This window comes from Streptomyces sp. Ru71 (assembly GCF_002920535.1).
Classification (GTDB): Bacteria; Actinomycetota; Actinomycetes; order Streptomycetales; family Streptomycetaceae; genus Streptomyces.
The window spans coordinates 1-24,365 of the sequence record NZ_PQSS01000059.1; the positions used below are offsets into that span (position 1 = coordinate 1).

Annotated in this window: 26 protein-coding genes; 11 read left to right on the plus strand and 15 right to left on the minus strand. The window is 74.0% G+C overall.

Going from position 1 to position 24,365, the window contains the following annotated elements; translation table 11 throughout:
• Together C3489_RS27475 and C3489_RS27480 are read right to left on the minus strand one after the other, a co-directional pair.
• Nucleotides 1-765 (minus strand): hypothetical protein (locus C3489_RS27475; protein ID WP_103784809.1); only part of this gene is annotated, 765 nt, incomplete at its 3' end.
• 7 nt (nucleotides 766-772) lie between these two features.
• Entirely contained in the window at nucleotides 773-1,861 is a 1,089-nt protein-coding gene (locus C3489_RS27480; protein ID WP_103784769.1) for a LacI family DNA-binding transcriptional regulator, read from the minus strand.
• Between the two features lie 229 nt (nucleotides 1,862-2,090).
• On the opposite strand from C3489_RS27480, the gene C3489_RS27485 reads away from it, so the two are divergent.
• A complete protein-coding gene (locus C3489_RS27485; protein WP_103784770.1) occupies nucleotides 2,091-3,044 on the plus strand; it encodes an ROK family protein in 954 nt (317 codons plus the stop codon).
• A gap of 25 nt (nucleotides 3,045-3,069) precedes the next feature.
• Here the strand turns inward: C3489_RS27485 and C3489_RS27490 are convergent, their stop codons facing one another.
• Complete coding sequence (locus C3489_RS27490) at nucleotides 3,070-5,109, minus strand: NPCBM/NEW2 domain-containing protein (protein WP_103784771.1); 2,040 nt, start codon at nucleotides 5,107-5,109, stop codon at nucleotides 3,070-3,072.
• 183 nt (nucleotides 5,110-5,292) lie between these two features.
• Here C3489_RS27490 and C3489_RS27495 point away from each other — a divergent pair, with 183 nt between their 5' ends.
• On the plus strand, nucleotides 5,293-5,487 hold the full coding sequence (locus C3489_RS27495) for a hypothetical protein (protein WP_103784772.1): 195 nt from the start codon (nucleotides 5,293-5,295) through the stop codon (nucleotides 5,485-5,487).
• 149 nt (nucleotides 5,488-5,636) lie between these two features.
• On the plus strand, nucleotides 5,637-6,680 hold the full coding sequence (locus C3489_RS27500) for an NUDIX hydrolase (protein ID WP_103784773.1): 1,044 nt from the start codon (nucleotides 5,637-5,639) through the stop codon (nucleotides 6,678-6,680).
• A 3-nt stretch (nucleotides 6,681-6,683) separates the two neighbouring features.
• Here C3489_RS27500 and C3489_RS27505 read toward each other — a convergent pair whose 3' ends face one another.
• Nucleotides 6,684-7,124, minus strand: a complete 441-nt coding sequence (locus C3489_RS27505; RefSeq protein ID WP_219821987.1) for a hypothetical protein — start codon at nucleotides 7,122-7,124, stop codon at nucleotides 6,684-6,686.
• Nucleotides 7,125-7,185: 61 nt separating this feature from the next.
• Nucleotides 7,186-8,541 (minus strand): dipeptidase, encoded by a 1,356-nt coding sequence (locus C3489_RS27510; protein ID WP_103784774.1) that lies wholly within the window; start codon nucleotides 8,539-8,541, stop codon nucleotides 7,186-7,188.
• A gap of 136 nt (nucleotides 8,542-8,677) precedes the next feature.
• On the opposite strand from C3489_RS27510, the gene C3489_RS27515 reads away from it, so the two are divergent.
• Nucleotides 8,678-9,970, plus strand: coding sequence for a geranylgeranyl reductase family protein (locus C3489_RS27515; RefSeq protein ID WP_103784775.1), 1,293 nt, complete (start codon nucleotides 8,678-8,680; stop codon nucleotides 9,968-9,970).
• Here the strand turns inward: C3489_RS27515 and C3489_RS27520 are convergent.
• On the minus strand, nucleotides 9,960-10,409 hold the full coding sequence (locus C3489_RS27520) for a nitroreductase family deazaflavin-dependent oxidoreductase (RefSeq protein WP_103784776.1): 450 nt from the start codon (nucleotides 10,407-10,409) through the stop codon (nucleotides 9,960-9,962). The genes C3489_RS27515 and C3489_RS27520 overlap by 11 nt on opposite strands.
• Nucleotides 10,410-10,552: 143 nt before the next feature.
• Here C3489_RS27520 and C3489_RS27525 point away from each other — a divergent pair, with 143 nt between their 5' ends.
• Nucleotides 10,553-11,251 (plus strand): TetR/AcrR family transcriptional regulator, encoded by a 699-nt coding sequence (locus tag C3489_RS27525; RefSeq protein ID WP_103784777.1) that lies wholly within the window; start codon nucleotides 10,553-10,555, stop codon nucleotides 11,249-11,251.
• A gap of 49 nt (nucleotides 11,252-11,300) precedes the next feature.
• Here the strand turns inward: C3489_RS27525 and C3489_RS27530 are convergent, their stop codons facing one another.
• Together C3489_RS27530 and C3489_RS27535 are read right to left on the minus strand one after the other, a co-directional pair.
• Nucleotides 11,301-11,630, minus strand: a complete 330-nt coding sequence (locus C3489_RS27530) for a TfoX/Sxy family protein (protein WP_103784778.1) — start codon at nucleotides 11,628-11,630, stop codon at nucleotides 11,301-11,303.
• The gene (locus tag C3489_RS27535) at nucleotides 11,630-12,088 is read right to left on the minus strand and encodes an SRPBCC family protein (protein WP_103784779.1); all 459 of its coding nucleotides are present in this window, start codon (nucleotides 12,086-12,088) and stop codon (nucleotides 11,630-11,632) included. The genes C3489_RS27530 and C3489_RS27535 overlap by 1 nt, the downstream gene beginning before the upstream one ends.
• A 151-nt stretch (nucleotides 12,089-12,239) precedes the next feature.
• On the opposite strand from C3489_RS27535, the gene C3489_RS27540 reads away from it, so the two are divergent.
• Both C3489_RS27540 and C3489_RS27545 read left to right on the plus strand, forming a co-directional pair.
• The gene (locus C3489_RS27540; protein WP_103784780.1) at nucleotides 12,240-13,463 is read left to right on the plus strand and encodes a sensor histidine kinase; all 1,224 of its coding nucleotides are present in this window, start codon (nucleotides 12,240-12,242) and stop codon (nucleotides 13,461-13,463) included.
• Nucleotides 13,460-14,125, plus strand: coding sequence for a response regulator transcription factor (locus C3489_RS27545; protein WP_103784781.1), 666 nt, complete (start codon nucleotides 13,460-13,462; stop codon nucleotides 14,123-14,125). The genes C3489_RS27540 and C3489_RS27545 overlap by 4 nt, the downstream gene beginning before the upstream one ends.
• Nucleotides 14,126-14,225: 100 nt before the next feature.
• On the opposite strand, the gene C3489_RS27550 is transcribed toward C3489_RS27545, so the two are convergent.
• Nucleotides 14,226-15,716, minus strand: a complete 1,491-nt coding sequence (locus C3489_RS27550) for an MFS transporter (protein ID WP_103784782.1) — start codon at nucleotides 15,714-15,716, stop codon at nucleotides 14,226-14,228.
• 86 nt (nucleotides 15,717-15,802) lie between these two features.
• On the opposite strand from C3489_RS27550, the gene C3489_RS27555 reads away from it, so the two are divergent.
• Complete coding sequence (locus C3489_RS27555) at nucleotides 15,803-16,198, plus strand: MarR family winged helix-turn-helix transcriptional regulator (protein WP_103784783.1); 396 nt, start codon at nucleotides 15,803-15,805, stop codon at nucleotides 16,196-16,198.
• A 16-nt stretch (nucleotides 16,199-16,214) separates the two neighbouring features.
• Here C3489_RS27555 and C3489_RS27560 read toward each other — a convergent pair whose 3' ends face one another.
• The 5 genes from C3489_RS27560 to C3489_RS27580 all read right to left on the minus strand — a co-directional run bounded on the left by C3489_RS27560 (nucleotide 16,215) and on the right by C3489_RS27580 (nucleotide 19,908).
• Nucleotides 16,215-16,955 carry a maleylpyruvate isomerase family mycothiol-dependent enzyme gene (locus tag C3489_RS27560; protein ID WP_103784784.1) on the minus strand — a complete coding sequence of 247 codons (741 nt, stop codon included), beginning with the start codon at nucleotides 16,953-16,955 and terminating at the stop codon, nucleotides 16,215-16,217.
• 49 nt (nucleotides 16,956-17,004) lie between these two features.
• Nucleotides 17,005-17,457, minus strand: coding sequence for a VOC family protein (locus C3489_RS27565; RefSeq protein WP_103784785.1), 453 nt, complete (start codon nucleotides 17,455-17,457; stop codon nucleotides 17,005-17,007).
• A 47-nt stretch (nucleotides 17,458-17,504) separates the two neighbouring features.
• Nucleotides 17,505-18,425, minus strand: coding sequence for an AraC family transcriptional regulator (locus C3489_RS27570; protein ID WP_103784786.1), 921 nt, complete (start codon nucleotides 18,423-18,425; stop codon nucleotides 17,505-17,507).
• 213 nt (nucleotides 18,426-18,638) lie between these two features.
• Nucleotides 18,639-19,157 carry a DUF4232 domain-containing protein gene (locus tag C3489_RS27575; RefSeq protein ID WP_103784787.1) on the minus strand — a complete coding sequence of 173 codons (519 nt, stop codon included), beginning with the start codon at nucleotides 19,155-19,157 and terminating at the stop codon, nucleotides 18,639-18,641.
• 166 nt (nucleotides 19,158-19,323) lie between these two features.
• Nucleotides 19,324-19,908: a TetR/AcrR family transcriptional regulator gene (locus C3489_RS27580; protein WP_181139873.1), complete on the minus strand. Its 585-nt coding sequence runs from the start codon at nucleotides 19,906-19,908 to the stop codon at nucleotides 19,324-19,326.
• 137 nt (nucleotides 19,909-20,045) lie between these two features.
• Here C3489_RS27580 and C3489_RS27585 point away from each other — a divergent pair, with 137 nt between their 5' ends.
• Together C3489_RS27585 and C3489_RS27590 are read left to right on the plus strand one after the other, a co-directional pair.
• On the plus strand, nucleotides 20,046-20,894 hold the full coding sequence (locus tag C3489_RS27585; RefSeq protein WP_103784789.1) for a class I SAM-dependent methyltransferase: 849 nt from the start codon (nucleotides 20,046-20,048) through the stop codon (nucleotides 20,892-20,894).
• A gap of 75 nt (nucleotides 20,895-20,969) precedes the next feature.
• Nucleotides 20,970-22,019, plus strand: coding sequence for a LacI family DNA-binding transcriptional regulator (locus C3489_RS27590; protein ID WP_103784790.1), 1,050 nt, complete (start codon nucleotides 20,970-20,972; stop codon nucleotides 22,017-22,019).
• A gap of 45 nt (nucleotides 22,020-22,064) precedes the next feature.
• Here the strand turns inward: C3489_RS27590 and C3489_RS27595 are convergent, their stop codons facing one another.
• On the minus strand, nucleotides 22,065-23,243 hold the full coding sequence (locus C3489_RS27595) for an MFS transporter (protein WP_103784791.1): 1,179 nt from the start codon (nucleotides 23,241-23,243) through the stop codon (nucleotides 22,065-22,067).
• 189 nt (nucleotides 23,244-23,432) lie between these two features.
• On the opposite strand from C3489_RS27595, the gene C3489_RS27600 reads away from it, so the two are divergent.
• Nucleotides 23,433-24,359: an SMP-30/gluconolactonase/LRE family protein gene (locus C3489_RS27600; RefSeq protein ID WP_103784792.1), complete on the plus strand. Its 927-nt coding sequence runs from the start codon at nucleotides 23,433-23,435 to the stop codon at nucleotides 24,357-24,359.
• The last annotated feature ends 6 nt before the right edge of the window (nucleotides 24,360-24,365 follow it).

A 24,365-nucleotide genomic window follows, 5' to 3' on the forward strand; every position in this document is an offset into this window, starting at 1 on the left:
CAGCGATGAGCCCTCGCCCGGGTGGCCGTCCGCGTACTGTTCCAGGCCGGATGTGGTGACCAGGTTCTCCTCGGCCAGTACTCGCGTTCCCCGTGCGCACAGGTGTGCGTCGGCTCGGGCGCGGGCGCAGAACTCCTCGGGTGTGTTGCCGAACAGTTCCCTGAGCCGTGGCGAGCTTCGTAGTAGCTCGGTGAGCAGGGGGCGCTGGCCTGGGTGGCCGCGTGGTGCTTCCGTGCCGCCGCGCAGGACGCCGTGGCGGTTGACGTAGGAGTACACGCCCGGGAGGATCCGGCCGTCCGCCAGTTCCACGCGTACGTCCGGGGCGGGTAGCCACACGCGGTGGAAGTTGCCGTCCGGGCGGGGTACGCCCTCGCTGGTGTCGATGACGGCCAGCTGCTCGGCGTCCAGCCAGATGACGAACAGGTCCCGGACCGTGGTGGGGGAGTGGATCGGCGAGGCCGACACGTATCCCATGCGGCTGACGTGCGCGGAGACGCCGACGTCCACGCCGCTCACCCGTGCGAGCACCATCGGGACCGGCGTGGTGACCGAGAACTCGTCCAGCTTGTGCCGGAGCTGGCCGGGGCAGGCGTTGGAGCCCACGGTCAGGACAGGGGCGCGGTCGTCGTGTACCAGGCGGTCCAGGGGGAGGAGGCGGTCCCCGTCGAGCAGGCCCGACTCGCGCGGCCAGGCGCCGGGATACAGCAGCGGGTTCTCCCGTGGCACCTGGGCCAGGCCGAGCGCGGCCAGCGTGAAGTCCACCACCGGCGCCTCAGCAGGCCGGGGGAAGCTCGCCGGACCCCCGGGTGATCAGCCGGGTCGGCAGCTCGACCCGCTCGGGGGCGATCAGGTCGCCGTCCAGCTGGCGGAAGAGGCGCTCGGCTGCGGTGCGGCCCAGGGCCGCCGCGTCCTGCGCGACCACGGTGAGGCCCGGCTGGAGCAGATCGGCCAGTTCGACGTCGTCGAAGCCGACGAGCGCCACCCGGCGGTCGTGGGCCGCGAGGACACGGATGACGGTGACGGTGACCCGGTTGTTGCCGGTGAAGATCGCGGTGACGGGCTCGGGGCCCGACAGCATCTGCTCGGCCGCCCGGCGCACCCGCTCGGGGTCGGTGGCGCCCAGTGACATCCAGGAGTCTGTCAGTGGTATTCCGGCGTCTTCCATGGCCGCTCGGTAGCCGCGCAGTCGCTCCGCGGCCGTGTGGATGCGCGGCATGTCGCCGATGAAGCCGATCCTGCGGTGCCCGTGGGCGATGAGGTGGGCCACGCCGTCGCGGGCGCCGCCGAAGTTGTCCGACAGCACGCAGTCGGCGTCGATCCGGCCCGCCGGGCGGTCCACGAACACCGTCGCCACGCCCGCCCTGATCTCCGGCTCCAGGTAGCGGTGGTCGTCTCCGGCCGGGATCACCACGAGACCGTCCACCCGCCGCGCGCACAGTGCCAGGGCGAGCTCCTGCTCGCGGTCCGGGTCCTCGGCGCTGGAGCCGTTGATCAGCAGCGCCCCGTGCGCGCGGGCCACCTCCTCCACCGCGCGGCTGAGCGGGCCGTAGAACGGGTCGGCGAGGTCCTCCAGGACCAGCCCGATGCTCGCCGTGCGGCCCTTGCGCAGCACCCGCGCGCTGTCGTTGCGCCGGAAGCCCAGCGCCTCGATGGCCTCCTGGACGCGCCGCTCGGTGTCCGGGGTGACGCCGGGCTCGCCGTTGACGACCCGGGAGACGGTCTTCAGACCGACTCCGGCACGGGCCGCGACGTCCTTCATCGTGGGACGGTTGCCGTACCGGCTGCCGGGCAGGCGATCGGCGAGGCGGGCGGTGCTGCGGGCGGTCTCGGGCACGGTGCGCTGTCCTGTCCTGTCGTCCACGGGGGGCGGTGGGTCCCATCGACTTGCGCGGGATGCGGTGGTCCATGGGCTTGTATGAGGATGTGGCGTCGAGCATAGAGCCTGGACAACGTTGTCACGCGCGGGAGAGACTGTCCACCGCAGACTCCGGCCCACGCCCCACCCCCGGCCGGCCGGCTGCCCTCCGGGTTTTCGCCCGGTTCCCACCGCCGATACTGCCGTTGTTGCCGAACGGGGAGATCCGACACCGATGACCACCGACCTCGTCGCCGCGCTCGACATCGGCGGCACCAAGATCGCCGGCGCGCTGGTCGACGGCCGCGGCTCGATCCTGGTGCGCGCCCAGCGCCCGACCCCCGCCCGGGAGGACGGCGACACCGTCATGCGGGCCGTCGAGGAGGTGCTCGCGGAGCTGACGGTGTCGCCGCTGTGGGGGCGCGCGCAGGCGCTCGGCATCGGCAGCGCCGGACCGGTGGACGCCTCCACGGGCACGGTCAGCCCGGTGAACATCCCCGGCTGGCGGGACTTCCCGCTGGTGGCGCAGGTCCGCGCGGTGACCGGCGGCCTTCCGGTGGAGCTGATCGGCGACGGCGTGGCGATCACGGCCGCCGAGCACTGGCAGGGCGCGGCCCGGGGCCACGCCAACGCGCTGTGCATGGTGGTCTCGACCGGCGTCGGCGGCGGCCTGGTGCTGGGCGGCCGGCTGCACCCCGGGCCCACCGGCAACGCGGGCCACATCGGCCACATCAGCGTCGACCTGGACGGCGACCCGTGCCCGTGCGGCTCGCGCGGCTGCGTCGAGCGCATCGCCAGCGGTCCGAACATCGCCCGCCGCGCCCTGGAGCACGGCTGGCGGCCCGGCCCCGACGGCGACACCTCGGCCGCCGCCGTGGCCGCCGCCGCGCGCGCCGGGGACCCGGTGGCCGTCGCCTCCTTCGAGCGGGCCGCCCAGGCGCTGGCCGCCGGCATCGCGGCCACCGCGACCCTGGCCGAGATCGACATCGCGGTGATCGGTGGGGGCGTGGGCAAGGCCGGCGAGGTGCTGTTCGCCCCTCTGCGCCGGTCCCTGGCCGACTACGCGACGTTGTCCTTCGTGCGGCACCTGACGGTGGCCCCGGCCGAGATGGGCACCGACGCCGGCCTGGTCGGCGCGGCCGCGGCCGCGCTCACCGGGGTGGCGGGCGCCACTGCCGCGGGGGTCTGAGGGCCACCGTCCGGGCCGTGTGCGGTCAGCAGCTCAGGCGGGCGTCCGCCCAGTCCGCGTGGTCGGAGTCGACGCCGTCGCCGCCGTCGGTGACCACCAGTTCCACCACCTGGGCGCCGGAGACGTCCGCGGTGAGGGTCTGCGCGGGCATCGCGTTGGTCAGCACCCCGGTCGAGGCGACCGTTCTGCCGTCCGCGCGCACCTCGAAGGCGACCGTCCCGTTGGCGCCCTTCTCGTCGTCCACGCCGACGGCCGCGCTGACCGTCGTGCAGGAGCGGCCGGTGTAGTAGGCGACCGTGCTGGGCGCGTGCACGCCGAGCCCCTTGGCGTACACCGCACCGCCGATGGTGATCGGATGCCCGTCACCGGCCGCGCTCTCCCCGTTGCTGGTGTTGCGCTCCACCGGTCCCCAGCCGCTGTCGGCCGACAGCCACGGCAGATCGCCCAGATACGACACCCCGGCGGGCGGAGGCACGACCACGGACGCCGTCAGGGTCACCGCATTGGCCACGGGCACGCCTGTGGGTGAGCGGTAACTGGTCGTCAGCGTCAGGTCGTACGACCCCGTCGGCGTCCCGGCGGGAGCGGTGACCGTCCAGCCGGTGCGCAGGGAGCGTCCGGTCGGCAGGGAGGCCGCCGTGCTGGGCGAGGTCGCGCGCACGGTCCAGCCCGCGGGACCCGTCAGGGCGACGGAGACAGCGCGGGCCGGGGTGCGGCCGAGGTCGGTGGCCGTCGAGGTCACCGTGACCGGCTTGCCCGCCTCGATGAACGCGCCGCCCTCCAGGCCGGACTCGACGGCCGGCGGCTGTGCGGCCCAGGCGTCGTCGGCGGCGACGCGGACCAGGACCGTGCCGTGCGCCGGGACGGTGGCCGCGATGGTGCCGGCTGTGTTGTAGGACGTGTGCCGCCACAGGTCGCGCAGTGTGTAGCCGTCGGCGGCCGGCAGTCCGACGGCCTGCGCGGTCGTGGCGATGCGCTGGGCCGTGGACGACTCGTTGAACAGGGCGACGGCGCGGCTGCCGTCCTTCATCTGCTTGGCGATCACCCAGCGTCCGCCGGCCGAGGAGACGACGGTGCCCTGCTTGCCCAGCGGGTCCTGGTCGACGGCGATGACCTCCTTGTTGCCGAGGATCTCGTACGTCGCGTCCGTGGCCTTGCGCAGGTCGGTGCCGATGAGCAGCGGCGCGGCCATGACCGACCACAGGGAGAAGTGCGAGCGGTATTCGGTGTCGGTCATGCCGCCGTTGCCGACCTCCAGCATGTCGGGGTCGTTCCAGTGACCGGGACCGGCGTAGGGGGCGAGCGGCAGGTTCCGCTTGGCGATGGCCAGCATCGAGCCCCAGCTGTCGGAGATGTCGCCGGTGGTGCGCCACAGGTGGCCGACGTCCGCGGCCCACTCCCAGGGCCGGTTCTCGCCCCACTCGCAGATGCTGTAGACGATGGGCCGCCCGGTGGCCTTCAGCGCGTCGCGCATGGTGCGGTAGCGCTGCCGGGCGTCCACTCCCTGGTTGTTGCAGTTGTCGTACTTGAGGTAGTCCACACCCCAGTCGGCGAACTGCCGGGCGTCGCTGTACTCGTGGCCCAGCGCGCCGGGGAAGCCGATGTTGCTGCACGTCTTGGTGCCGGCGCTGGTGTAGATGCCGAGCTTGAGGCCCTTGGCGTGGACGTAGTCCGCGACCGCCTTGATGCCGTTGGGGAAGCGGGCCGGGTCGGGCACCAGCTTGCCGTCCGCGTCCCGCCCCGGCAGCGCCCAGCAGTCGTCGAGGTTGACGTACTGGTAGCCGGCCGCCTTGAGGCCCTTGGCGACGAAGAGGTCCGCGATGCCCTTGACCATCGTCTCGTCGAACTCGGCCCGGCAGTGGGTGGAGTTCCAGTTGTTGAAGCCCATCGGCGGGGTGAGGGCCAGGCCGTCGGCGAGGGCGGGCGCGTCCGCGGCGGGCGCGGCGTCCGGTGCGGCGACCGGTGCCGCGACGGCGGGGGCGGCGAGGCCGGCCGTGCACAGCAGCGCCGCGGTGAGCACCCCGGCGAGTCTTCGGTGCGATGTGCGGGTGGGAAGGTGACGCATCGTTACGTTTCCTCCGAGCTCCCGAACCGAAATGACGTCATGCTCCTGTCATTCTTTGTGGGTTCACGGTAGAAGATGTCGGAGTCTGTTGGAAGAGGTGGGGTGTCGGCGTCTGAAGCCGCGGTCCGTCGGAGGTGGGAGCCGGGCGCGTGACCTAAATCCGTCTGCGCAGTTGAGCCGGGCATGAAGAAGCGCAGCATGCTCGCCATCGCCTCCCTCGCCACCGGGTTCGTCGTCGCCGCGATCACCCCGTCGCACGGTCTGGACGCCGACGACCTGACGAACCTGAACGTGGACGACACCCTGAGCACCCTGGACCACACCGTCGCCCAGGACAGCCTCGACGTCGATGAGGGCGCGCTCGGCGGACTCAACTGACCAGGACCCGGTCAGCGGCGGTGCCGCCCTCCTGGCGCGTGGATGCGCGAGGGGGCGGCACCGCCGTTTCACGCGCCCTCAACTGGGCCTGGTTTCCGTGGCAGGGTGGAGCGGGCAAGCCACAGGGGGCCAACAGAAGAGGGGGAACCGTGACCGTCGTCTGGATCAACGGTGCGTTCGGTGCGGGGAAGTCCACCACCGCGCGCGAACTGATCGACCTGATCCCGAACAGCACGCTCTTCGACCCCGAGTTCATCGGCGGAGCACTCCAGCACCTGCTGCCGCCCAAACGCCTCGCCGAGGTCGGCGACTTCCAGGACCTGCCGATCTGGCGCCGGCTCGTCATCGACACCGCGGCCGCGATGCTCGCCGAGCTGGGCGGCACCCTGGTGGTCCCCATGACCCTGCTGCGCCAGGAGTACCGGGACGAGATCTTCGGCGGCCTCGCCGCCCGTCGGATCGAGGTACGGCACATCCTCCTCGCCCCGGCTGAAACGATCCTGCGCGAACGAATAGCCCAGCGCCCGGTACCGCCGGACCTCCCGGACGGCGAGATACGCGTCCGGCAGTGGGCCTACGACCACATCGAGCCCTACCGCGCGGCGCTGGCCTCCTGGCTCACCGCCGACGCCCACCTCCTCGACACCGGCGCCCTCACGCCGTACCAGACCGCCGTGCGGATCGCCGAGGCGGTCGGCAGCGGCACCGCCCCCGTGTGCGACATCGTGCAGACCCCGGAGCCCACCGCCGAGACCCTGGCCGCCGGTGTCCTCCTCTTCGACGAGCAGGACCGGGTGCTGCTCGTCGACCCCACCTACAAGGCCGGCTGGGAGTTCCCCGGCGGAGTCGTCGAGCCCGGCGAGGCACCGGCCCGCGCGGGCATGCGTGAGGTCGCGGAGGAGACCGGGATACGGCTCGACGAGGTGCCCCGCCTCCTCGTCGTCGACTGGGAGCGGCCGGCTCCCCCCGGCTACGGCGGCCTGCGGCTGCTCTTCGACGGCGGCCGCCTCGACTCCGCCACGGCCCGCCGGATGCTGCTGCCCGGGCCCGAACTGCGCGGGTGGCGGTTCGTCACCGAGGAGGAGGCCGCCGGGCTGCTCCCCCCGGTCCGCTACGAGCGCCTGCGCTGGGCCCTGCGCGCCCGCGAGCGGGGCGCCGCCCTGTATCTGGAGGCGGGCACACCCGTCGGGTGACGGTCAGGCGTACTGGTCCGCGGTGGCCCGCGGCGCCGCACCGGCCTCGACGGTCACCGCCTCCCCGTGGCCGAGACAGGCCGGCTCCGTCTCCAGCCCGGCCTGCTCCCGCAGGGAGGCGAGCGCCCGCTCCTCGTCCAGGTCGAACACCCCCGGCATGACGGTGCCGTCGGTGTGCCCGGGGCGTGCACGACGCGGGCACCGCCGCCGAGGCCGAGGAGGTCCCCGCCGGACACCTCCACGACCCGGGCGGGCGGCGTCGATCCGTCGGACAGTGCCGGGGTCCCGGCCGGGCGATCTGATGGCGCCGCCGATCGCGGCGCCCGAGCCCGCCGGTCCCGCGTCGATCTGCGTCAGGTCGTCCTCCCCGTCCCGCCAGAGGCAGGCCTGGTCGACGGGGAAGCGCAGCAGATGCAGCCGGGGGAGCAGCTCGATGACGTCCATGGGGGGAACGCAAGGGCCCCTCACCGCGCGGCGAGGGGCCCAGTGCCGTGGGCAGAGCCGGTCAGCCGCCCGCGTAGTTGCGCAGGAACAGCGCCTCGGCGACCGACAGCCGCTCCAGCTCCTCGGGCGACACGCTCTCGTTGACGGCGTGGATCTGCGCCTCGGGCTCGCTCAGCCCGATCAGCAGGATCTCCGCCTGCGGGTAGAGCGCGGCCAGGGTGTTGCACAGCGGGATGGAGCCGCCCTGGCCGGCGTACTGCATCTCCTGGCCCGGGTAGGCCACGGCCATCGCGTCGGCCATCGCCTGGTAGGCGGGGCTGGCGGCGTCGGCGCGGAACGCCTGGCCCTGGCCGATCTGCTCCACCGCGACCCGGGCGCCCCACGGGGTGTGCGCCTCCACGTGCGCCTGGAGCAGCTTGGTGGCCTCGGCCGCGTCCACGCCCGGCGGCACCCGCAGGCTGATCAGGGCGCGGGCGCTCGCCTGCACCGACGGGGTGGCGCCGACCACCGGCGGGCAGTCGATGCCGAGGACGGTGACGGCCGGGCGGGCCCAGATGCGGTCGGCGACCGTGCCGGAGCCGATCAGCTCCACGCCGTCGAGCACCTTGGCGTCCTTGCGGAACTGCTCCTCGTCGTACTGCAGGCCCTCCCAGGCGGCCTCGCCGGCCAGTCCGTCGACCGTGGTGGAGCCGTCCTCGGCACGCAGCGAGTCCAGCACCCGGATCAGCGCGGCCAGCGCGTCCGGGGCGGCGCCGCCGAACTGGCCGGAGTGCAGGTTGCCCTCCAGCGTGTCGACCTGCACCCGGACCAGGGTCATGCCGCGCAGGGTGGTGGTCACCGTCGGCAGGCCGACGCGGAAGTTGCCGGCGTCGCCGATCACGATCGTGTCGGCCGCGAGCAGCTCCGGGTGCTGCTCGGCGTAGCGCTCCAGGCCGCCCGTGCCCTGCTCCTCCGAGCCCTCGGCGATCACCTTCACGTTGACCGGTATGCCGCCGTTCGCCTTCAGCGCGCGCAGCGCGAGCAGGTGCATGATGACGCCGCCCTTGCAGTCGGCGGCGCCCCGGCCGTACCAGCGGCCGTCGCGCTCGGTCAGCTCGAACGGCGGGGTGACCCAGCCGGCCTCGTCCAGCGGGGGCTGCACGTCGTAGTGGGCGTACAGCAGCACGGTCTTCGCGCCCTCCGGCCCGGGCAGGTAGCCGTACACCGACTGCGTGCCGTCCGGGGTGTCCAGCAGCGCCACGTCCGTGAAGCCCTCGGCGGTGAGCGCGTCGGCGACCCAGCGGGCGGCGCCCTCGCTCTCGCTCTTCGGGAACTGCGCGAAGTCCGCCACCGACTTGAAGGCCACCAGCTCGGCGAGTTCCGCCCGGGCCCGGGGCATCAGCGAGGCGACGGTCTCGGCGACCGGATGCGACGACATGGGCACGCTCCTCGTGGGTGCGACGTTGTCCTACAGGTGAGTGCTGCCGATCCTCCCACAGCGGCCCCGGACGATCTCCGCCGTAGGATGCCTGTGGCAGCAGCGGCAGCGGCGTGATCGGGAGCGGTAGACCATCGTGAGCAGCGAGAACTCTTCGGCGGGCGACGGGCGGCAGGTGTGGGACGTCGTCGTGGTGGGTGCCGGGCCCGCGGGAGCCTCGGCGGCCTACGCGGCGGCTGTCGCGGGGCGGCGCGTGCTGCTGCTGGAGAAGGCCGAACTGCCCCGCTACAAGACCTGCGGCGGCGGCATCATCGGCCCCTCGCGCGACGCGCTCCCGCCCGGCTTCGAGCTGCCGCTGATGGACCGGGTGCACGCGGTGACGTTTTCCCTGGACGGCCGTTTCACCCGCACCCGGCGCTCCAAGCAGATGCTGTTCGGGCTGGTGAACAGGCCCGAGTTCGACCAGCGGCTCGTCGAGCACGCCCAGAAGGCGGGCGCCGAGCTGCGCACCGGTGCCACGGTGCAGCGCGTCGAGCAGCACGGCGCGGCCGTTCCCGACCGGCGCACGGTCGCGGTGGTGCTCCAGGGCGGTGAGACGCTGCTGGCCCGGGCGGTCGTCGGCGCCGACGGCAGCGCCAGCCGGATAGGAGCCCACGTGGGCGTCAAGCTCGACCAGGTCGACCTCGGCCTGGAGGCGGAGATCCCGGTGCCGCGGACCGTCGCCGACGACTGGAAGGGTCGGGTGCTGCTGGACTGGGGCCCGCTGCCCGGCAGTTACGGCTGGGTGTTCCCCAAGGGCGACACGCTCACGGTCGGTGTGATCTCGGCGCGCGGCGAGGGTGCCGCCACCAAGCGCTACCTGGAGGACTTCATCGGCCGCCTGGGCCTCGCCGGTTTCGAGCCGGCCGTCTCCTCCGGCCATCTGACCCGCTGCCGTGCCGACGACTCGCCGCTCTCGCGGGGGCGCGTGCTGGTGTGCGGGGACGCGGCCGGGCTGCTGGAGCCGTGGACCCGTGAGGGCATCTCCTTCGCGCTGCGCTCGGGCCGGCTCGCGGGGGAGTGGGCGGTGCGCATCGCCGAGGCGCACGACGCGGTGGACACCCGCCGCCAGGCCCTGAACTACGCGTTCGCCGTGAAGGCCGGGCTCGGCGTGGAGATGGCCGTCGGCAAGCGGCTGCTGTCCGTGTTCGAGCGGCGCCCCGGTGTCTTCCACGCCGCCCTGACCGGACTGCGTCCGGCGTGGCGGGCGTTCATGGAGATCACCCGGGGCTCCACGTCGCTGGGGGAGATCGTCCGCACCCGGCCGATCGCCCACCGCGCGCTGACCGCGCTGGACCGGCGCCAGGCCGCAGCGGCCGAGGGCGTGGCGGGCGAGTCCGCACCGGTGCGCGAGGAGTCCGGCTCCGCGCCGGGCGAGGTCAGTTCGTGACGGTGACGCGGAAGACGGGGTGGTCGGGGGCGATCCGGCGCAGCTCGGCGTCGGAGGAGTCCGGGCCCACCCCGTCGAAGAAGACGCCGACCTCGGCCTTCCACCGCTTGAGGTAGGCGCGCAGGATCGGCGCCTTGTCGTCGTCGGGCAGCTCGGTGGCGGCGAACACCTCCACCTGGCGGCCGAGGCGCAGCTCACCGCCGCCGGCGGCGCGCATGTTGTGCGTCCACTGCACATGTCCGCGCGGGGCGACGAGGTACTGCGCGCCGTCCACCGTGAGCAGGTTGACCGGGGTGGTGCGCCACTGGCCGCTCTTGCGGCCGCGCACGGCGAGCACGCGGGAGCCCCACACGCTCAGGCCCCGGCGGGTCAGCCAGGCGACCGCGCGGTTGAGGACGTTCACGGTGAACCAGCCGGGCTTGCGGACGTGTGCGGACATGGCAGCCTCCAAGGAAAGTGAGCGGTGCTCTCGCAGTGTGAGCACTGCTCTCGCTCACCCCAGTCTGGCGCGGTCGGCACGGCAATGCAAGAGCAGTGCTCACAAATGTGTGCGCTGCTCTCCCTCGTGGCAGACTGGGTGTCATGAGCAGCGACATCGCACGCGGCGCCCGGGCCCGGGCCAGGATCGAGATCACCGCGGCCATCAAGGACGAGGCGCGCAGACAGCTCGCCGAGGAAGGCGCGGCCAAGCTGTCGCTGCGTGCGGTGGCGCGCGCCCTCGGCATGGTCTCCTCCGCGCTCTACCGCTACTTCCCCAGCCGCGACGACCTGCTGACCGCGCTCATCATCGACGCCTACGACTCCCTCGGCGAGGCCGCCGAGTCGGCGCACGCGGCGGTCGCCGGCGCCCCGGTGACACGACGCTGGACGGCGGTGTGCGAAGCCGTACGCCACTGGGCGCTCGCGCACCCCCACGAGTACGCCCTGATCTACGGCTCGCCCGTCCCCGGATACAGCGCGCCGCAGACGACCGTGCCGCCCGCCGCCCGGGTCGGGCGCCTCTTCCTCACGCTCGCCGGCGACGCCCACCGCGAGGGGACCCTGACGGAGCCGCCCCTGTCGTCCGCGCTGCGCCCCGAAGCCGAGCGCATGGCGGCCGACCTCGCGCCCGAGCTGCCGCCGCAGACGGTGACCGCGCTGGTGGCGGCCTGGGCGCAGCTGTTCGGCCTGGTGAGCTTCGAGCTGTTCGGCCAGTTCAACCGGGTGGTGGAGGAGCGGGAGGAGTTCTTCCGGCACGCGGTGGCACGGCTGGCGGAGAGCGTCGGCCTGCCCCGCGCCTGAGCCCCTCACCCGCTGCCTCGTGCACGCCGCGCGGCGACCGGAGGGGCCCTCACTTGGGCGGCAGGCCCGCCGCGAAGTCCCGCCCCTGGGCGACCCACGCGCGGAGCGCGTCGTCCTCGGCCACGGCCTGCCCGGCGATCACCACCCAGCCGCGCATCGGGCGGCCGGTCATGTCGAAGAGCCGCGTCCCCGGCCGGGCCAGAGCCGCATCGGTGGCGTCCGGCCCGACCCGCACCATGAGGTCGTCGCCGGTCACCCCGACGGCCATGTTGCCGCGCAGCAGGAAGGCCAGCCCGCCGAACATGCGCTTCTCGGCGATGTCCGGACCGGTGCCCAGCAGCGCCCGGACCCGCTCGGCCAGCCCCTCGTCGTACGCCATCACCCGTCTCCTTCCCGCTCGGTCAGCCGGCGTTCGAGGTCGCGCAGGTCCTTGGTGAGGGAGGAGCGGACCTGGCGGGCCAGCAGGGGCCGGGCCAGCCGGAACAGGCCGCCCGGGCCGCCGCGCACCCGGAGGGCGGCCAGTGTGCCGCGCGCGTCGGGCGTGAAGGTGTACGTCACGTGCATCGGCATGGGTCCGGCCACGGAGACCATGTCCAGCAGCCGCGGCGGCTCGTACGCGGCCACGCGCAGCACATAGTCGATGCGCCGCCCCAGGAAGTACGCCGTGCGCGTGACCTCGGCGCCCGTGCCGAAGCCGCCCGGCCCCGCCGGCCGGGTCAGCTCGGCCCGGCGGATGCCCTGGGTCCAGCGGCTGTCGTTGCGCCAGTCCATGGCGTACGCGGCCACCCGCTCGGGCGGCACCGGGATCGTCCGCCGCACCGTCACGTCGATCGTCATCGCGGCACTCTCCTCACCGCCATCGGCCCCGTTTCCAGGATGGCGGCGCACCCCCGCGTCCGCCGACCGGCGGCGTACTTCCCGGGGAGTACCCGTGATCACCTCGCCCGGCTGACGCCGTCCGGCGGGAGCGGCGTCTAGCGTGGCGGGCATGGACAGAGAGCGTGTGCGCGGCGGCCCGCCGCAGTGGTGGCGGCACGGGCCGCCGTGGGCGGGCCGGTGGGACGACGAGGAGCGCCACGTCCACCCGCCCTGGCTCTCGACCCTGCTGATCACCGCCTTCGTGCTGATCGGCTCGCACTTCGCCGCACACCAGCAGCACGGCGACCGCGCCCCGCTCGACTCCTTCGCGCGCGTGCTGCTCGTGATCGCGGGCGGGCTCCTGCTGTGGCGCAAGCGGTACCCGGTGGCGGTCGCCTTCGGCACCGCCGCCGCGACCCTGGTCTATCTGGGCGGCGGCTACCCCTACGGCCCGGTGTTCCTCACCGTCGCCGTGGCCTGCTTCAGCGCGATCCTGGCCGGCCGCCGGTGGGCCGCCTGGGCGGCCGTCGGGATGCTGTGGGCCGGGCATGTGCTCATCGGGCACTGGCTCTACCGCTGGCTGCCGCCGTCCGGGGACGCGGCCGCGCCCTGGGGGCAGGAACTGGTCGTCGCCGCCTGGGTGGTGGCGCTCGCCGCCGTCGCCGAACTGGCCAGGGCCCGCCGCGAGCAGTGGGCGCGCGAGCGTGCCGAGCGGGCGCAGGCCGCGAAGCGGCGGGCCGACGAGGAGCGGCTGCGCATCGCCCGCGAACTGCACGACGTGCTCGCCCACAGCATCTCCGTGATCAACGTGCAGGCCGGGGTCGGACTGGCGCTGCTGGACTCCGATCCCGAGCAGGCCCGTCAGGCCCTGACCGCCATCAAGGCCAAGAGCAAGGAGGCGCTGGGCGAGGTGCGCCAGGTGCTCGACACGCTGCGCGCGCCGGGGGCCGCGCCGCGCGCGCCCGCGCCCGGCCTGGACCGGTTGCCGGAACTGGTGGAGCAGGCCGCGAGCGCCGGTCTCACCGTCGACGTCGAGGGCACGGCCCCGCCGCTCGCACCGGGCGCCGACCTCGCCGCGTTCCGCATCGTGCAGGAGGCGCTCACCAACGTCGTACGGCACTCGCAGTCGCGGCACGCGCGCGTGCGGCTCGGTCACGACGGGCGGGCGCTGCGGCTGCGGATCGACGACGACGGACCGGCGTCCGGCGCGGACGCCGGTGGCAGCGGCAACGGGCTGGCCGGGATGCGGGAGCGGGCGGCGGCGCTGGGTGGCACGATCGAGGCGGGGCCGCGCCCCGACGGAGGCTGGCGGGTGCTGGCCGAACTCCCGCTCAAGGCACAGGAGGACCGGTGATCCGCGTACTGCTCGCCGACGACCAGTCACTGGTCCGGGCCGGTTTCCGGGCGCTGCTCGACGCCCAGCCGGACATCGAGGTGGCCGGGGAGGCCGCCGACGGCGAGGAGGCGCTGCGCGCGGTCGCCGAACTGCGCCCGGACGTCGTGCTGATGGACATCCGCATGCCGCTGCTCGACGGCCTCGCCGCGACCCGCCGCATCACGGACGACGAGCGGCTGGCGGAGGTCAAGGTGGTCATGCTCACCACCTTCGAACTCGACGAGTACGTCTTCGAGGCGCTGCGCTCCGGTGCCTCCGGCTTCCTGGTCAAGGACACCGAACCGGAGGAACTCCTGCGCGCGGTACGGGCGGTGGTCGCCGGCGACGCGCTGCTGTCGCCCGGCGTGACCCGCCGGCTGATCGCCGAGTTCGCCGCCCGCTCCAAGGAACCGGCGGCGGCCGAGACCCTGTCCCGGCTCACCGAGCGGGAGCGTGAGGTGCTGGCCCTGGTCGGGCTCGGCCTGTCCAACGAGGAGATCGCCCGCCGCCTGGTGGTCAGCCCGCTCACCGCGAAGACCCACGTCAGCCGCACCATGGTGAAACTGGCAGCCCGCGACCGGGCCCAACTGGTCGTCCTGGCCTACGAGTCGGGCTTGGTACGCCCGGGCTGGCTGGGCTGACCGCACTGCCGGAACCGCGTCAGCGGAACCCTGCAGGGACACAGCCGGGTGCCCGGCGGGCAAGCGACCCGTCGGGCACCCCAGGATGAGGCGAAGCCCCCTAGTCGTGGACCGGGACGCGGTCCGGCTTCGGCTCTGTCGCCGTGGACCGGGCGACCACGACCGAGCGCCGCGCGCGGCGTTCGCGCACGCCGGTCAGGCTGATCAGGAGTCCGGCGAGGGCGATGGCCGTGGCCACTACGAACCCGGGGCGGTAGCTGTCCAGGACCGCCTGCGGGGTGGCGTGCTCCGGGGCGTTCGCGGTGACCACCGCCGTCACCACGGCCAGGAAGATCGCGCCGCCCACCTGCACCGAGGTGTTCAGCAGACCCGAGACCATGCCCTGCTCGTGGTCCTCGACCCCGTTGGTGGCCTGGATGTTGAGCGAGGGGAAGACCAGCGCGCACGCCGCGCCGATCAGCAGCATCGACGGCAGGATCGCCACCGCGTACACCGGGTCCAGGTCGACGTTCAGGAACAGGGCGTAGCCGGCGACCATCAGCGCGAATCCGGCCGGGATCAGCCGCCGGGTGCCGAACCGGTCGACGATGGAACCGACCTTGGTGGAGGAGACCGCCACCAGCGCGCCGGCCGGCAGGAAGGCCAGCGCGGTGTGCAGCGCCGACCAGCCCAGCAGGGACTGCATGTACAGCGTGGTCAGGAACTGGAAGCCGACGTAGGACCCGAAGAACGCCACCGCGCCGAGCTGGGCGCGCACCTGGTTGCCGGAGCGCAGCACCCCGAGCCGCACCAGCGGTCCGGCCGAACGCCGCTCGACCAGCACGAACGCGGTCAACAGCACGGCCACGGCGAGGAACGACAGCAGCGTGCGCGCCGACGCCCAGCCGACCTCGGGTGCCTGGACGACGGTGAAGACCAGCAGCAGCATCGAGGCGGTGCCGAGGACGGCGCCGGGGATGTCGTAGCCCTGGTGGTTCTCCTCGCGGGCGCTGCGCGGCAGCAGCTTCAGGCCCGCCAGCAGCGCGATCAGGGCGATGGGCGCGGGCAGCAGCATGGTGAGGCGCCAGCTGGCCTCGGTGAGCAGGCCGGACAGCACCAGGCCCATGGAGAAGCCGGTGGCGGCGCAGGTGGTGTAGATGGACAGGGCGCGGTTGCGCAGCGGGCCCTCGGGGAACGTCGTGGTGATGATCGACAGGCCGGCCGGCGCGGTGAAGGCGGCGCTCAGGCCCTTGATGAAGCGGCTGGCGATCAGCAGCGGACCGGAGTCGACCAGGCCGCCCAGCAGCGAGGCGAGCGCGAACACGCCGAGCGCGACCAGGAACACCTGGCGCCGGCCCAGCAGGTCGGCGGTGCGTCCGCCGAGCAGGAGCAGACCGCCGTAGCCGAGGATGTAGCCGCTGACGATCCACTGCAGGGTCGAGGTGGACAGGTCCAGATCGGCGCCGATGGACGGCAGGGCGACGCCGACCATCGACACGTCCAGCGCGTCCAGGAACATCGCGGCGCACAGCACCAGCAGGGTGCCCCACAGCCGGGGAGTCCAGCGCACCGCTGGAGACGGGGACGCGGAGGGGTTGAGCGGAGAGGTCATGACCCAGACTCTTCCATGCGCATGCATTCAATGCAAGCGCATTTAATTCTGATGCAATCAAATCGCTTCTCTGCTACGGTGCGCTCATGGCGGCGAAGAAGGCCGAACAGGCGCTCGTGGAGCAGTGGCGGGACATCCTCGCGCTGCATGCGCGCACCCAGTGCGAACTGGACCGTGCCCTCGGGCAACACGGTCTGTGCGCCAGCGACTTCGAGGTGCTGGACGTCCTCGCGGAGGGCGCGGCAGCGGACGGCTCCTGCGCCTGGCGCGTCCAGGAGATCGCCGACCGCGTCCACCTCAGCCAGAGCGCGCTGTCCCGGCTGATCGCGCGCCTGGAGAAGTGCGGCCTGGTGGACCGCGCGCTGTGCCCGGAGGACCGGCGGGGCGTGCGTGTCGCCCTCACCGACAAGGGCCGCGCGCTGCACGGCGAGGTGCGGCCGGTGCAGCGCGCGGTGCTGACCAGGATGCTGGCCGGCGGCTGAGCGCCGCCCGCAGCGGTCAGACGATCCCCGACTTCTCCCGCCACAGGTCCGCCAGCGCGGGGTCGCCCGTCACGGACGGCACCGGGACGCGGTTCCACAGCGCCAGGTACAAGCGCTCGGCCGGACCGGCCAGTTCGGTCTCCGCCTCACCCTCCGCGCCCGGCGTGGCGACCGGCGGCTCCGCCGACAGCCGTACGGTCCACACCGCGTCGTCCGCGTCCGTGGCGCGCACCCGCAGCACGCGTGGCTCGTCGGTGCGCACCCGGCTCTTCGGGCGGGCGTGGAAGCCGCGCAGCAGCTCGTCGACGCCGTCCACCGCGAACCGGGTGCCGATGGGGGTGGGCGTGCCGCCGCGGGCCGTCTCGGCGTCGTAGCGGTGGATCGCCGTCTCGTGCGCCTGCCGGCGGGCCCAGAACCCCGCTCCGGAGGTGACGGGCCCGGGAAGGAACGTCCAGGCCGGCGCCTCGGGCGGGGCCGCTGCCAGGGTGTCGACCAGGCGCCGGTGGCTGTCGCGGTACCAGTCGAGCAGCTCCTCGCCGTCCAGGTCCGGTTCGGCGTCCATGGGCCGGGGCGCGGTGATGCCCTCGGCGACGAACCGGGCCGCCCAGCGGTGCACCGCGCCGGTGTGCCGCAGCAGGTCCCGGACCTGCCAGTCCGGGCAGGTCGGCACCTTCGCGTCGGTCCCCGCCGCCTCGGCGGCCGCGGCCAGCAGGGCGCCCTCGCGGCTCAGAATGTCCACGAACTCGGCTGTCTCCATGGGGGGAGTGTGCCGGATGGAGCGCGCTCCAAGGCAAGCCCGGGGTCCGTCAGCGCGGTTCGCCCGGATACGTGCCGAAGCTCCACAGGTTGCCCTCGGGGTCGCGGGCGGCGAAGTCCCGCGAGCCGTAGTCCGTCACGTGCGGTTCGGAGGTGATCTCGGCGCCGGCCGCCTTGGCTCGCGCGTACACCGCGTCCGGGTCGGCCGTGACGACGTACGCGCCGAAGGAGCCCGGCTGGAAACGCCAGGCGTCCTGCTTGGCGTCCGGGCGCAGCGAGCCCAGCATCACGCCGCCGCCCTCCGGCCAGGCGAGTTCCGCGTGCTGCACCAGGTCGCCGTCGCCCTCGTAGACGACGGTCTCCTCGAAGCCGAAGGCGTCCACCAGGAAGCGGATCAGGGCGCGGGCGTCGCGGGCGCGCAGGGTCGGCCAGACCTGGGGCGCGGGCGGGCGCGGGGCGGAGCTGGTCGTTCCGGCTGTCGTGGTCTGCGGGGTGGTGCTCATGGCGGTGGGTTCCCTTCCGGCTGGATCGGGTGCGGTCACCGTCAGGATCAGCCGGGCGGCAGGTGCCCGGCTTGGATGTTTCGGAACTCCCGGGCCAGCCACGCGCTCGGCGCGCAGGACGCCAGGGCGGTGAACTCGCGGTCCAGGTGCGACTGGTCCGCGTACCCGAGATCGGCGGCCAGGCCCGCGAGGTCGGGCCGGTGCGGGCGGGCGGCGATCCGGCGCCGGGCCCGGTCGAAGCGGACCACCCGGGCCGCCGCCTTCGGTGTCAGGCCGATCTCCTCGCGGAAGCGGTTGCGCAGGTGGCGGTCGCTCCAGCCGATCTCGGCGGCGAGCGCGTCGATCCGGACCGTGCCGCCGGCCGCGAGCAGCCGCCGCCAGGCCCGTACGACCTCGGGCGCGAGAGCGGGAGGCCGGTCCGCGTGCCGGGCCAGCCGGTGCAGCAGCCAGCCGTCGACGACGCCGAAACGGGCCGGCCAGTCCGCCGTCGTGCGCAGCCGCTCGTGCACCTCGGCGACCTCGGCGCCCAGGACGTCGTCGGCGTGCACGTCCGTACCGGCCAGCTCGCCGGCCGGGAGCCCCAGCAGCAGCCGGGCCCCGAGCGGGCTGAGCGCGGCCTGGATGCCCGACTGCCGGCCCGGCACCTCGATGTGCGCGGGCGTCAGGTGCAGTCCGCCGAGCAGGGTGGCGTAGTCACCGCCGGCCGCCGCCGGGTCCGGGTGGGCGGCGATGCTGAGCGGCTCGTCGAGGGTGAGGATCAGGGTCAGCCAGGGGGACGGCAGCCCGAGGTGCCGTCCGTGCGGGACGCCGCGCTGGCGGTAGCCCGAGTACCAGCCGACCAGGCCGCGCAGCGCGGGTGCGGGGGTCGCGTGGAGGGCCTCGTCCACGAGGGCGTCGTCGGCGAGCGCGTCGCCGGCGAACGCGTGGTCCACGACGTCGGCGGTCGGGGGCGCGGTCTCGGGGGCCATGCGGTCATTGTCCTGCGGCCGGTCGCGGCGGGCGAGGCAGCGGGGCGGGGCCCGGGTCTCGGCCCTCCGGGCGCCAGCCGTGGGTTCCGCCGGTCGAGGCGCGCGTGACAGGCGCGGCGGGACCGGGCGTGCGTCAGGCAGGGCGGACCGGGACCGCGCGTCAGGCAGGGCGGACCGGGGCGCGCGCGTCAGCCGGGCCGGGACCGGGCCGGTTCAGCGTGAGACAGGGCCGACGGTGAAGACGTTCGAGCACACGCGGAGCGACGCCGGGACCAGCAGCGCCTGGTGCGAGGCGGGCGGGTAGACCCGCAGATACGTCCCGGTCGGCCGGCACGGGCCGCCGATCGGGCCGTTGGTCGTGTGGATCACCGCGCTGACCGTCTGCGCCGGGCGCAGCGTCACCGTGGAGAACGACTGCCCGCTACGGCCCGCGGCCGGACCGATCTGCCGGTGGGCGACGTCCAGCACGCTCACGCCGGGATAGCCGCGCAGCGCGCAGGTGCCGGTGCCGGTGTTGGTGAACCGGATCGGCCAGTACAGCTGACCCGCACCGTGGTCCTGGCGCCCCATCGACAGGTACAGGTTGCTCGCGGCACAGGTGGGCACCGCCGCGCCGGCCGGCTGAGCGGCGACGGCAGCGGCGCCCGCACCGCCGGCGACGACCGCGGCCACCAGGCCGGCGGTGACCAGCTTCCGGGGAAGGGGGCGGCGCAGGGGGAGGGAGAGCGACATGGCACGACACCTCCGTGGATGTGTGTCGATGGCCTGGAGAGGGATGTGAGAGGCGGCCACGAAAGCCGGAGAAAGGGTGCATCCACTTCTTGAGACACCTGTGGCCCGCAACGGGTTGCACGCGATCGCGGAACATCCTGACCCCGTGTGTCCCTGACGTGCTCTCCTAGCCGGCCACCAGTGCCGCCACCAGGCGCTCCATCGGCTCCCGTGGGTCCGGGGCGCCCGGCCAGCTGGTCATCAGCAGGTGGTGGGCGGTGCCGACGACGGCGAGGGCCACCGTGTCCGGGTCGACGGTGTCCGCCAGCCGCCCGAGACGCTGCTCCGCCTCCAGATAGCCGGTGATGGCCTCCTGGATCGCGGTGAAACCGGGCGCCCCGCCCTCCAAGGCTTGCCGGATGCGCAGCGCGGCGGCGGGTCGGGTCATGGCCAGGCCGGAGATGGCGGGCCCGCCGGAGTCGAACAGGGCGAGGGCGACGGAGCTGAGGTTGTGCACCACCGTGTCCTGCCCGGCCAGCCCGGACAGCGCCCGTGCCTGCGCCGCCGTGCGCGCGAACCGGTCCAGGCACAGCTCCGCCACGAACTCGTCCAGCCCCGCGAAGTGCGCGTGGAGCAGCCCCTTGGCGCAGCCCGCCTCGGTGGTGACGGACCGGCTGGTGAGCGCCCCGGGTCCGTCCCTGACCACGACGCGCTCGGCGGCGGCGAACAGTCGCTCGCGCACGTTCGGCGTCGCCACTCCACGCGGTGACATGGGCCTCTCTTCCGCTCCGCAGCTACCGCCCGCCAAGGGCGCGACCTGCCGCATCGTAACGGGGATTGCCGGTATGGGCGGATGCCCATAGTGTTTGGGCGTACGCCCATTCTCCGTCCTCGACCACGGGAGGCACCGTGCAGGACCTCGTCAACACCGAGCAGGCACAGGCCTGGAACGGCCCCGAAGGCGTCCACTGGGCCGAGCACCAGGACCGCTGGAACGCCGTGAACCAGGGCTTCGACGAGCCGCTGCTCGACGCCGCCGGCATCACCGCCGGTCACCGGGTCCTCGACCTGGGCTGCGGCTCCGGCCAGACCACCCGGCTCGCCGCGCTGCGGGCGCCGCACGGGCACGCCCTGGGGCTCGACCTCTCCGGTCCGATGCTGGCCGCGGCCCGCGCCCGCGCGGACCGGGAGGGCATCGCCAACGTCTCCTTCGTCCAGGGCGACGCACAGGTGCACCCCTTCGACCGGGGCGCTTTCGACGCGGCGATCAGCCGGTACGGGGTGATGTTCTTCGCCGACCCCGTGGCGGCCTTCGGCAACATCGGCCGTGCGCTGCGCCCCGGCGGGCGGCTGGCCTTCGTCTGTCCGGCCGACGCCCCGCTCAACGACTGGGTGGCTGCGGTGGCATCGCTGCGGGACTTCCTGCCGGTCGGCGACTTCGGAACGCCGGGACTGCCGGGCATGTTCTCCCTGGCCGCGCCGGACCGCGTCCGCGAGGTCCTCACCGCGGCCGGCTTCACCGGGATCACCGTCCAGCGGGTGCAGGCGTACGGGGCCTGGGGCGCCGGCGCCGAGGACGCCGCGGAGTTCCTGCTGGGCACCGGCCCCGGCCGCCATCTGCTGGAAGGGGCCGACGCCGACGCACAGGACCGCGCCCACTCCACCCTGACCGGCCGTCTGCGCGCGCACGAGGAGCCGGACGGCACGGTCCGCCTGCTCAGCACCTCCTGGCTGGTCACGGCCGAGGTGGCGCGGTAGACGCGGGGGTCGACACACCGGGCTCTTCGGGCCTGGCGGTCGCTACGATCGCGGCGGCGGAAGGGAGGAGACGGCGTGGCGGCCAGACCGAGCATCAAGGACGTGGCGCGGTACGCGGGCGTCTCCCCCAAGACCGTCTCCAACGTGATCAACGACTTCGAGCATGTCTCCGAGCGCACCCGCGCCGCCGTGCGGGAGGCCATCGACGCGCTGGGCTACCGGGTCAACATCGCCGGACGGCAGCTGCGCCAGGGCCGTACCGGCATGATCACCCTCGCGGTGCCGGAACTGGACGTGGCCTACTTCGCCGAGCTGGCCAAGCATGTGACGGCCGAGGCCGACCGGCGCGGGCACACGGTGCTGCTGCACCAGACCGGCGGGGTGCGCGAGCGGGAACTGGCGGCGCTGCGCGGCTTCGACGCGCAGTTCTCCGACGGGGTGATCCTCAGCCCGCTCTCCCTGCTGCCCCGCGACCTCGCCGCCCGGGACCGGCGGCTGCCGGTGGTGCTGCTCGGCGAGCGCTCCGCCGAGGGCAGCACCGACCACGTCGCCATCGACAACGTCCGCGCGGCGCGCGAGGTCACCGCCCATCTGCTGGCGCGGGGCCGGCGCCGTATCGCCGTCGTCGGCGGTGCGGTGGACGGCCGGCAGGGCACCGGCCGGCTGCGCACCGACGGCTACCGCGAGGCCCTGACGGCGGCCGGGTTGCCCTTCGACCCGGGCCTGGTGGTGCCGGTGGACGCCTTCCTCTGGCAGGACGGCGCGCGGGCGGCGGCCGCCCTGATGGACCGCGACACCCCGCCCGACGCCCTGCTCTGCCTCAACGACCACCTCGCCCTGGGCGCGCTGCGCGCGCTGCACGAGCGGGGCCGGAGCGTGCCCGGGGAGCTGGACGTGGCCGGTTTCGACGACATCGACGCCTCCCGCTTCAGCGTGCCGAGCCTCACCACGGTGGCCCCCGACAAGCAGGGCATCGCCCGGGCCGCGGTGTCCCTCCTCCTGTCCCGTGTCGACGCCCCGGAGGCGATGCCCCCACGCGAGGAGGTGGCGGGACACCGGCTCATCGTGCGGGAGAGCACGGGGGGCCGGGGCAGTGAAGGGGCGAACGCTGCACGGCCCGCGTGACCCGGTCACCCGCTCATCGATCCGCCCCCTCGGCTGCCGTCGGGCTCACCGCACCCCCGCCCGGTGCGTCACCGCTCCGATCGCCGCGGCGACGGCCGCGAGGGCTGCCACGCTCGTCAGGGCCGTCGGCAGGGAGAACCAGTCGGCCATGAAACCGATGGCCGGCGGGCCCAGGAGCATGCCGCCGTAGCCGAGGGTGGAGGCGACGGCGACGCCGCTCGGGCCGGCCAGCGTGCCGGCGCGTTCGACGGCGACCGGGAAGAGGTTGGCCAGGCCGATCCCGGTCACGGCGAAGCCGAGCAGCGCGGCCCACGCGGACGGGGCCAGCGAGCCGAGGGACATCCCGGCGGCCGCGGTGGCACCGCCCGCGACGACGGTACGGGTGCGCCCGAGGCGCTCCAGCAGGGCCGTCCCGGTCAGGCGGCCGATCGTCATGGCCAGGGCGAAGCAGGAGTAGCCGGCCGCCGCGACACCGGCCGAGGTGCCGAGGTCCTGCTGGAGGTGGAGGGCGCCCCAGTCGGCCATGGCGCCCTCGCCGTAGGCAGTGCACAGGGCGATGAGCCCGAAGACGACCACCAGCCCGCGGGTCCGCCGGCCGGGTCGGCGGACGGCCGGCCCGGCGTCGGTCTCCCCGTGCCCCGCCGCCTGCGGCACCTGGCCGCCGTACCGCAGCAGCGGCCGCCCCGCGACGGCCGTCACCAGCAGCCCGGCGACCGTGAGGGCGAGCAGATGCTGCGCGGGCGTGAAACGGCCTGCCACCAGTCCGCCCAGGCCGGCGCCGAGCATGCCGCCCAGGCTGAAGGCGGCGTGGAAGCTCGGCATGACCGGACGGCGCAGTACGGCGATGAGGTCGACGGCCGCGCTGTTGAAGGCGACGTTGATGCCGCCGTAGGCCGCACCGAACACCAGCAGGACCGCGCCCAGCGTGAGCGCCGAGTGCGTGAGCGGAGGCAGCGCCACGCTGAGGGACAGCAGGACGGCGCACACGACCGTCACCCGGTGGCTGCCGTGGCGGCGGCACAGGCGGCCGGTCAGGGTCATGGTGACGACCGCGCCGGCAGAGACGCCGAGGAGGGCGAGGCCGAGGCCGCTCGCGGAGGCGCCGGTCTGGTGCTTGATCGCGGGGATGCGGACGACCCAGCCGGCGAAGACGAAGCCGTCGAGGGCGAAGAAGGCGGTGAGGGCGAGACGGAGTCGGAGGAGAGGGGCGGGGGGACCCGGCACGGCGCTGTGCGAACGGGTTTTGTTTATTTGCGGCACAAAGTCAGGCTAGAAGCCGGGCCCGCGTCGGACAAGGGGGGCGGGTCCTCGGCCGGCGAGGGCCGATCCACGTGGCCCGACGGATCTTCCGAGGCGGGGCGCCGTATTGTCGGACCGACATCCGGAGTCGGGAAGCGCAGGGAAGGTGGCGGCATGCCTGGTGAGCGACCGCAGCTGTACGAGATCCTCGACGACCGGTTCCGCACGGGCCGGTGCCACCTCGGCGACTCACGGCTGGAGAAGCTCCACGACGGCAGCCGCTGGGCCGAGGGCCCGCTCTACGTGCCCGCCGGGCGGTACCTGCTGTGGAGCGACATCCCCAACGACCGCCTGCTGCGCTGGGACGAGACCACCGGCGCGGTCGGCGTTTTCCGCGCGCCCGCCGGGCACCCCAACGGCAACGCGCTGGACAACGAGGGCCGCCTGATCACCTGCGAGCAGGGCAACCGCCGTGTCACCCGCACCGAGCACGACGGCTCGGTCACCGTGATCGCCGACCGGTTCGAGGGCAAACGGCTCAACAGCCCGAACGACGCGGCCGTGAGGTCCGACGGCTCGATCTGGTTCTCCGACCCCGACTTCGGCATCGCCACCGACTACGAGGGCCACCGCGCCGACAGCGAGATCGGCGCCCGCAACGTCTACCGCGTCGACCCCGGCAGCGGCGAGGTCCGCCTGGTCGCCGACGGCTTCGACGGGCCCAACGGGCTGGTCTTCTCGCTCGACGAGCGCCGGCTGTACGTCTCCGACAGCCGCGCCAACCACATCCGCGTCTTCGGCGTGCGCGAGGACGGCACCCTGGACGACGGCCGGATCTTCACCGAGTGCAAGATCGGCAACTTCGACAACATCCGCTTCGACGACGCCGGCCGCCTGTGGGCCGCGGCCATGGACGGCGGCGTGCACTGCTACGACCCCGACGGCACCCTGCTCGGCCGCGTCCTGGTCCCTGACGTCGTCGCCAACATCCGCTTCGGCGGAGCCAAGCGGAACCGGATGTTCATCGCCGCCGACACCGCCCTGTACTCCCTCGTCATGTCCGTCACCGGCGCCCCGCCGCTGCCGGGCGTCCACCACTGATCCACC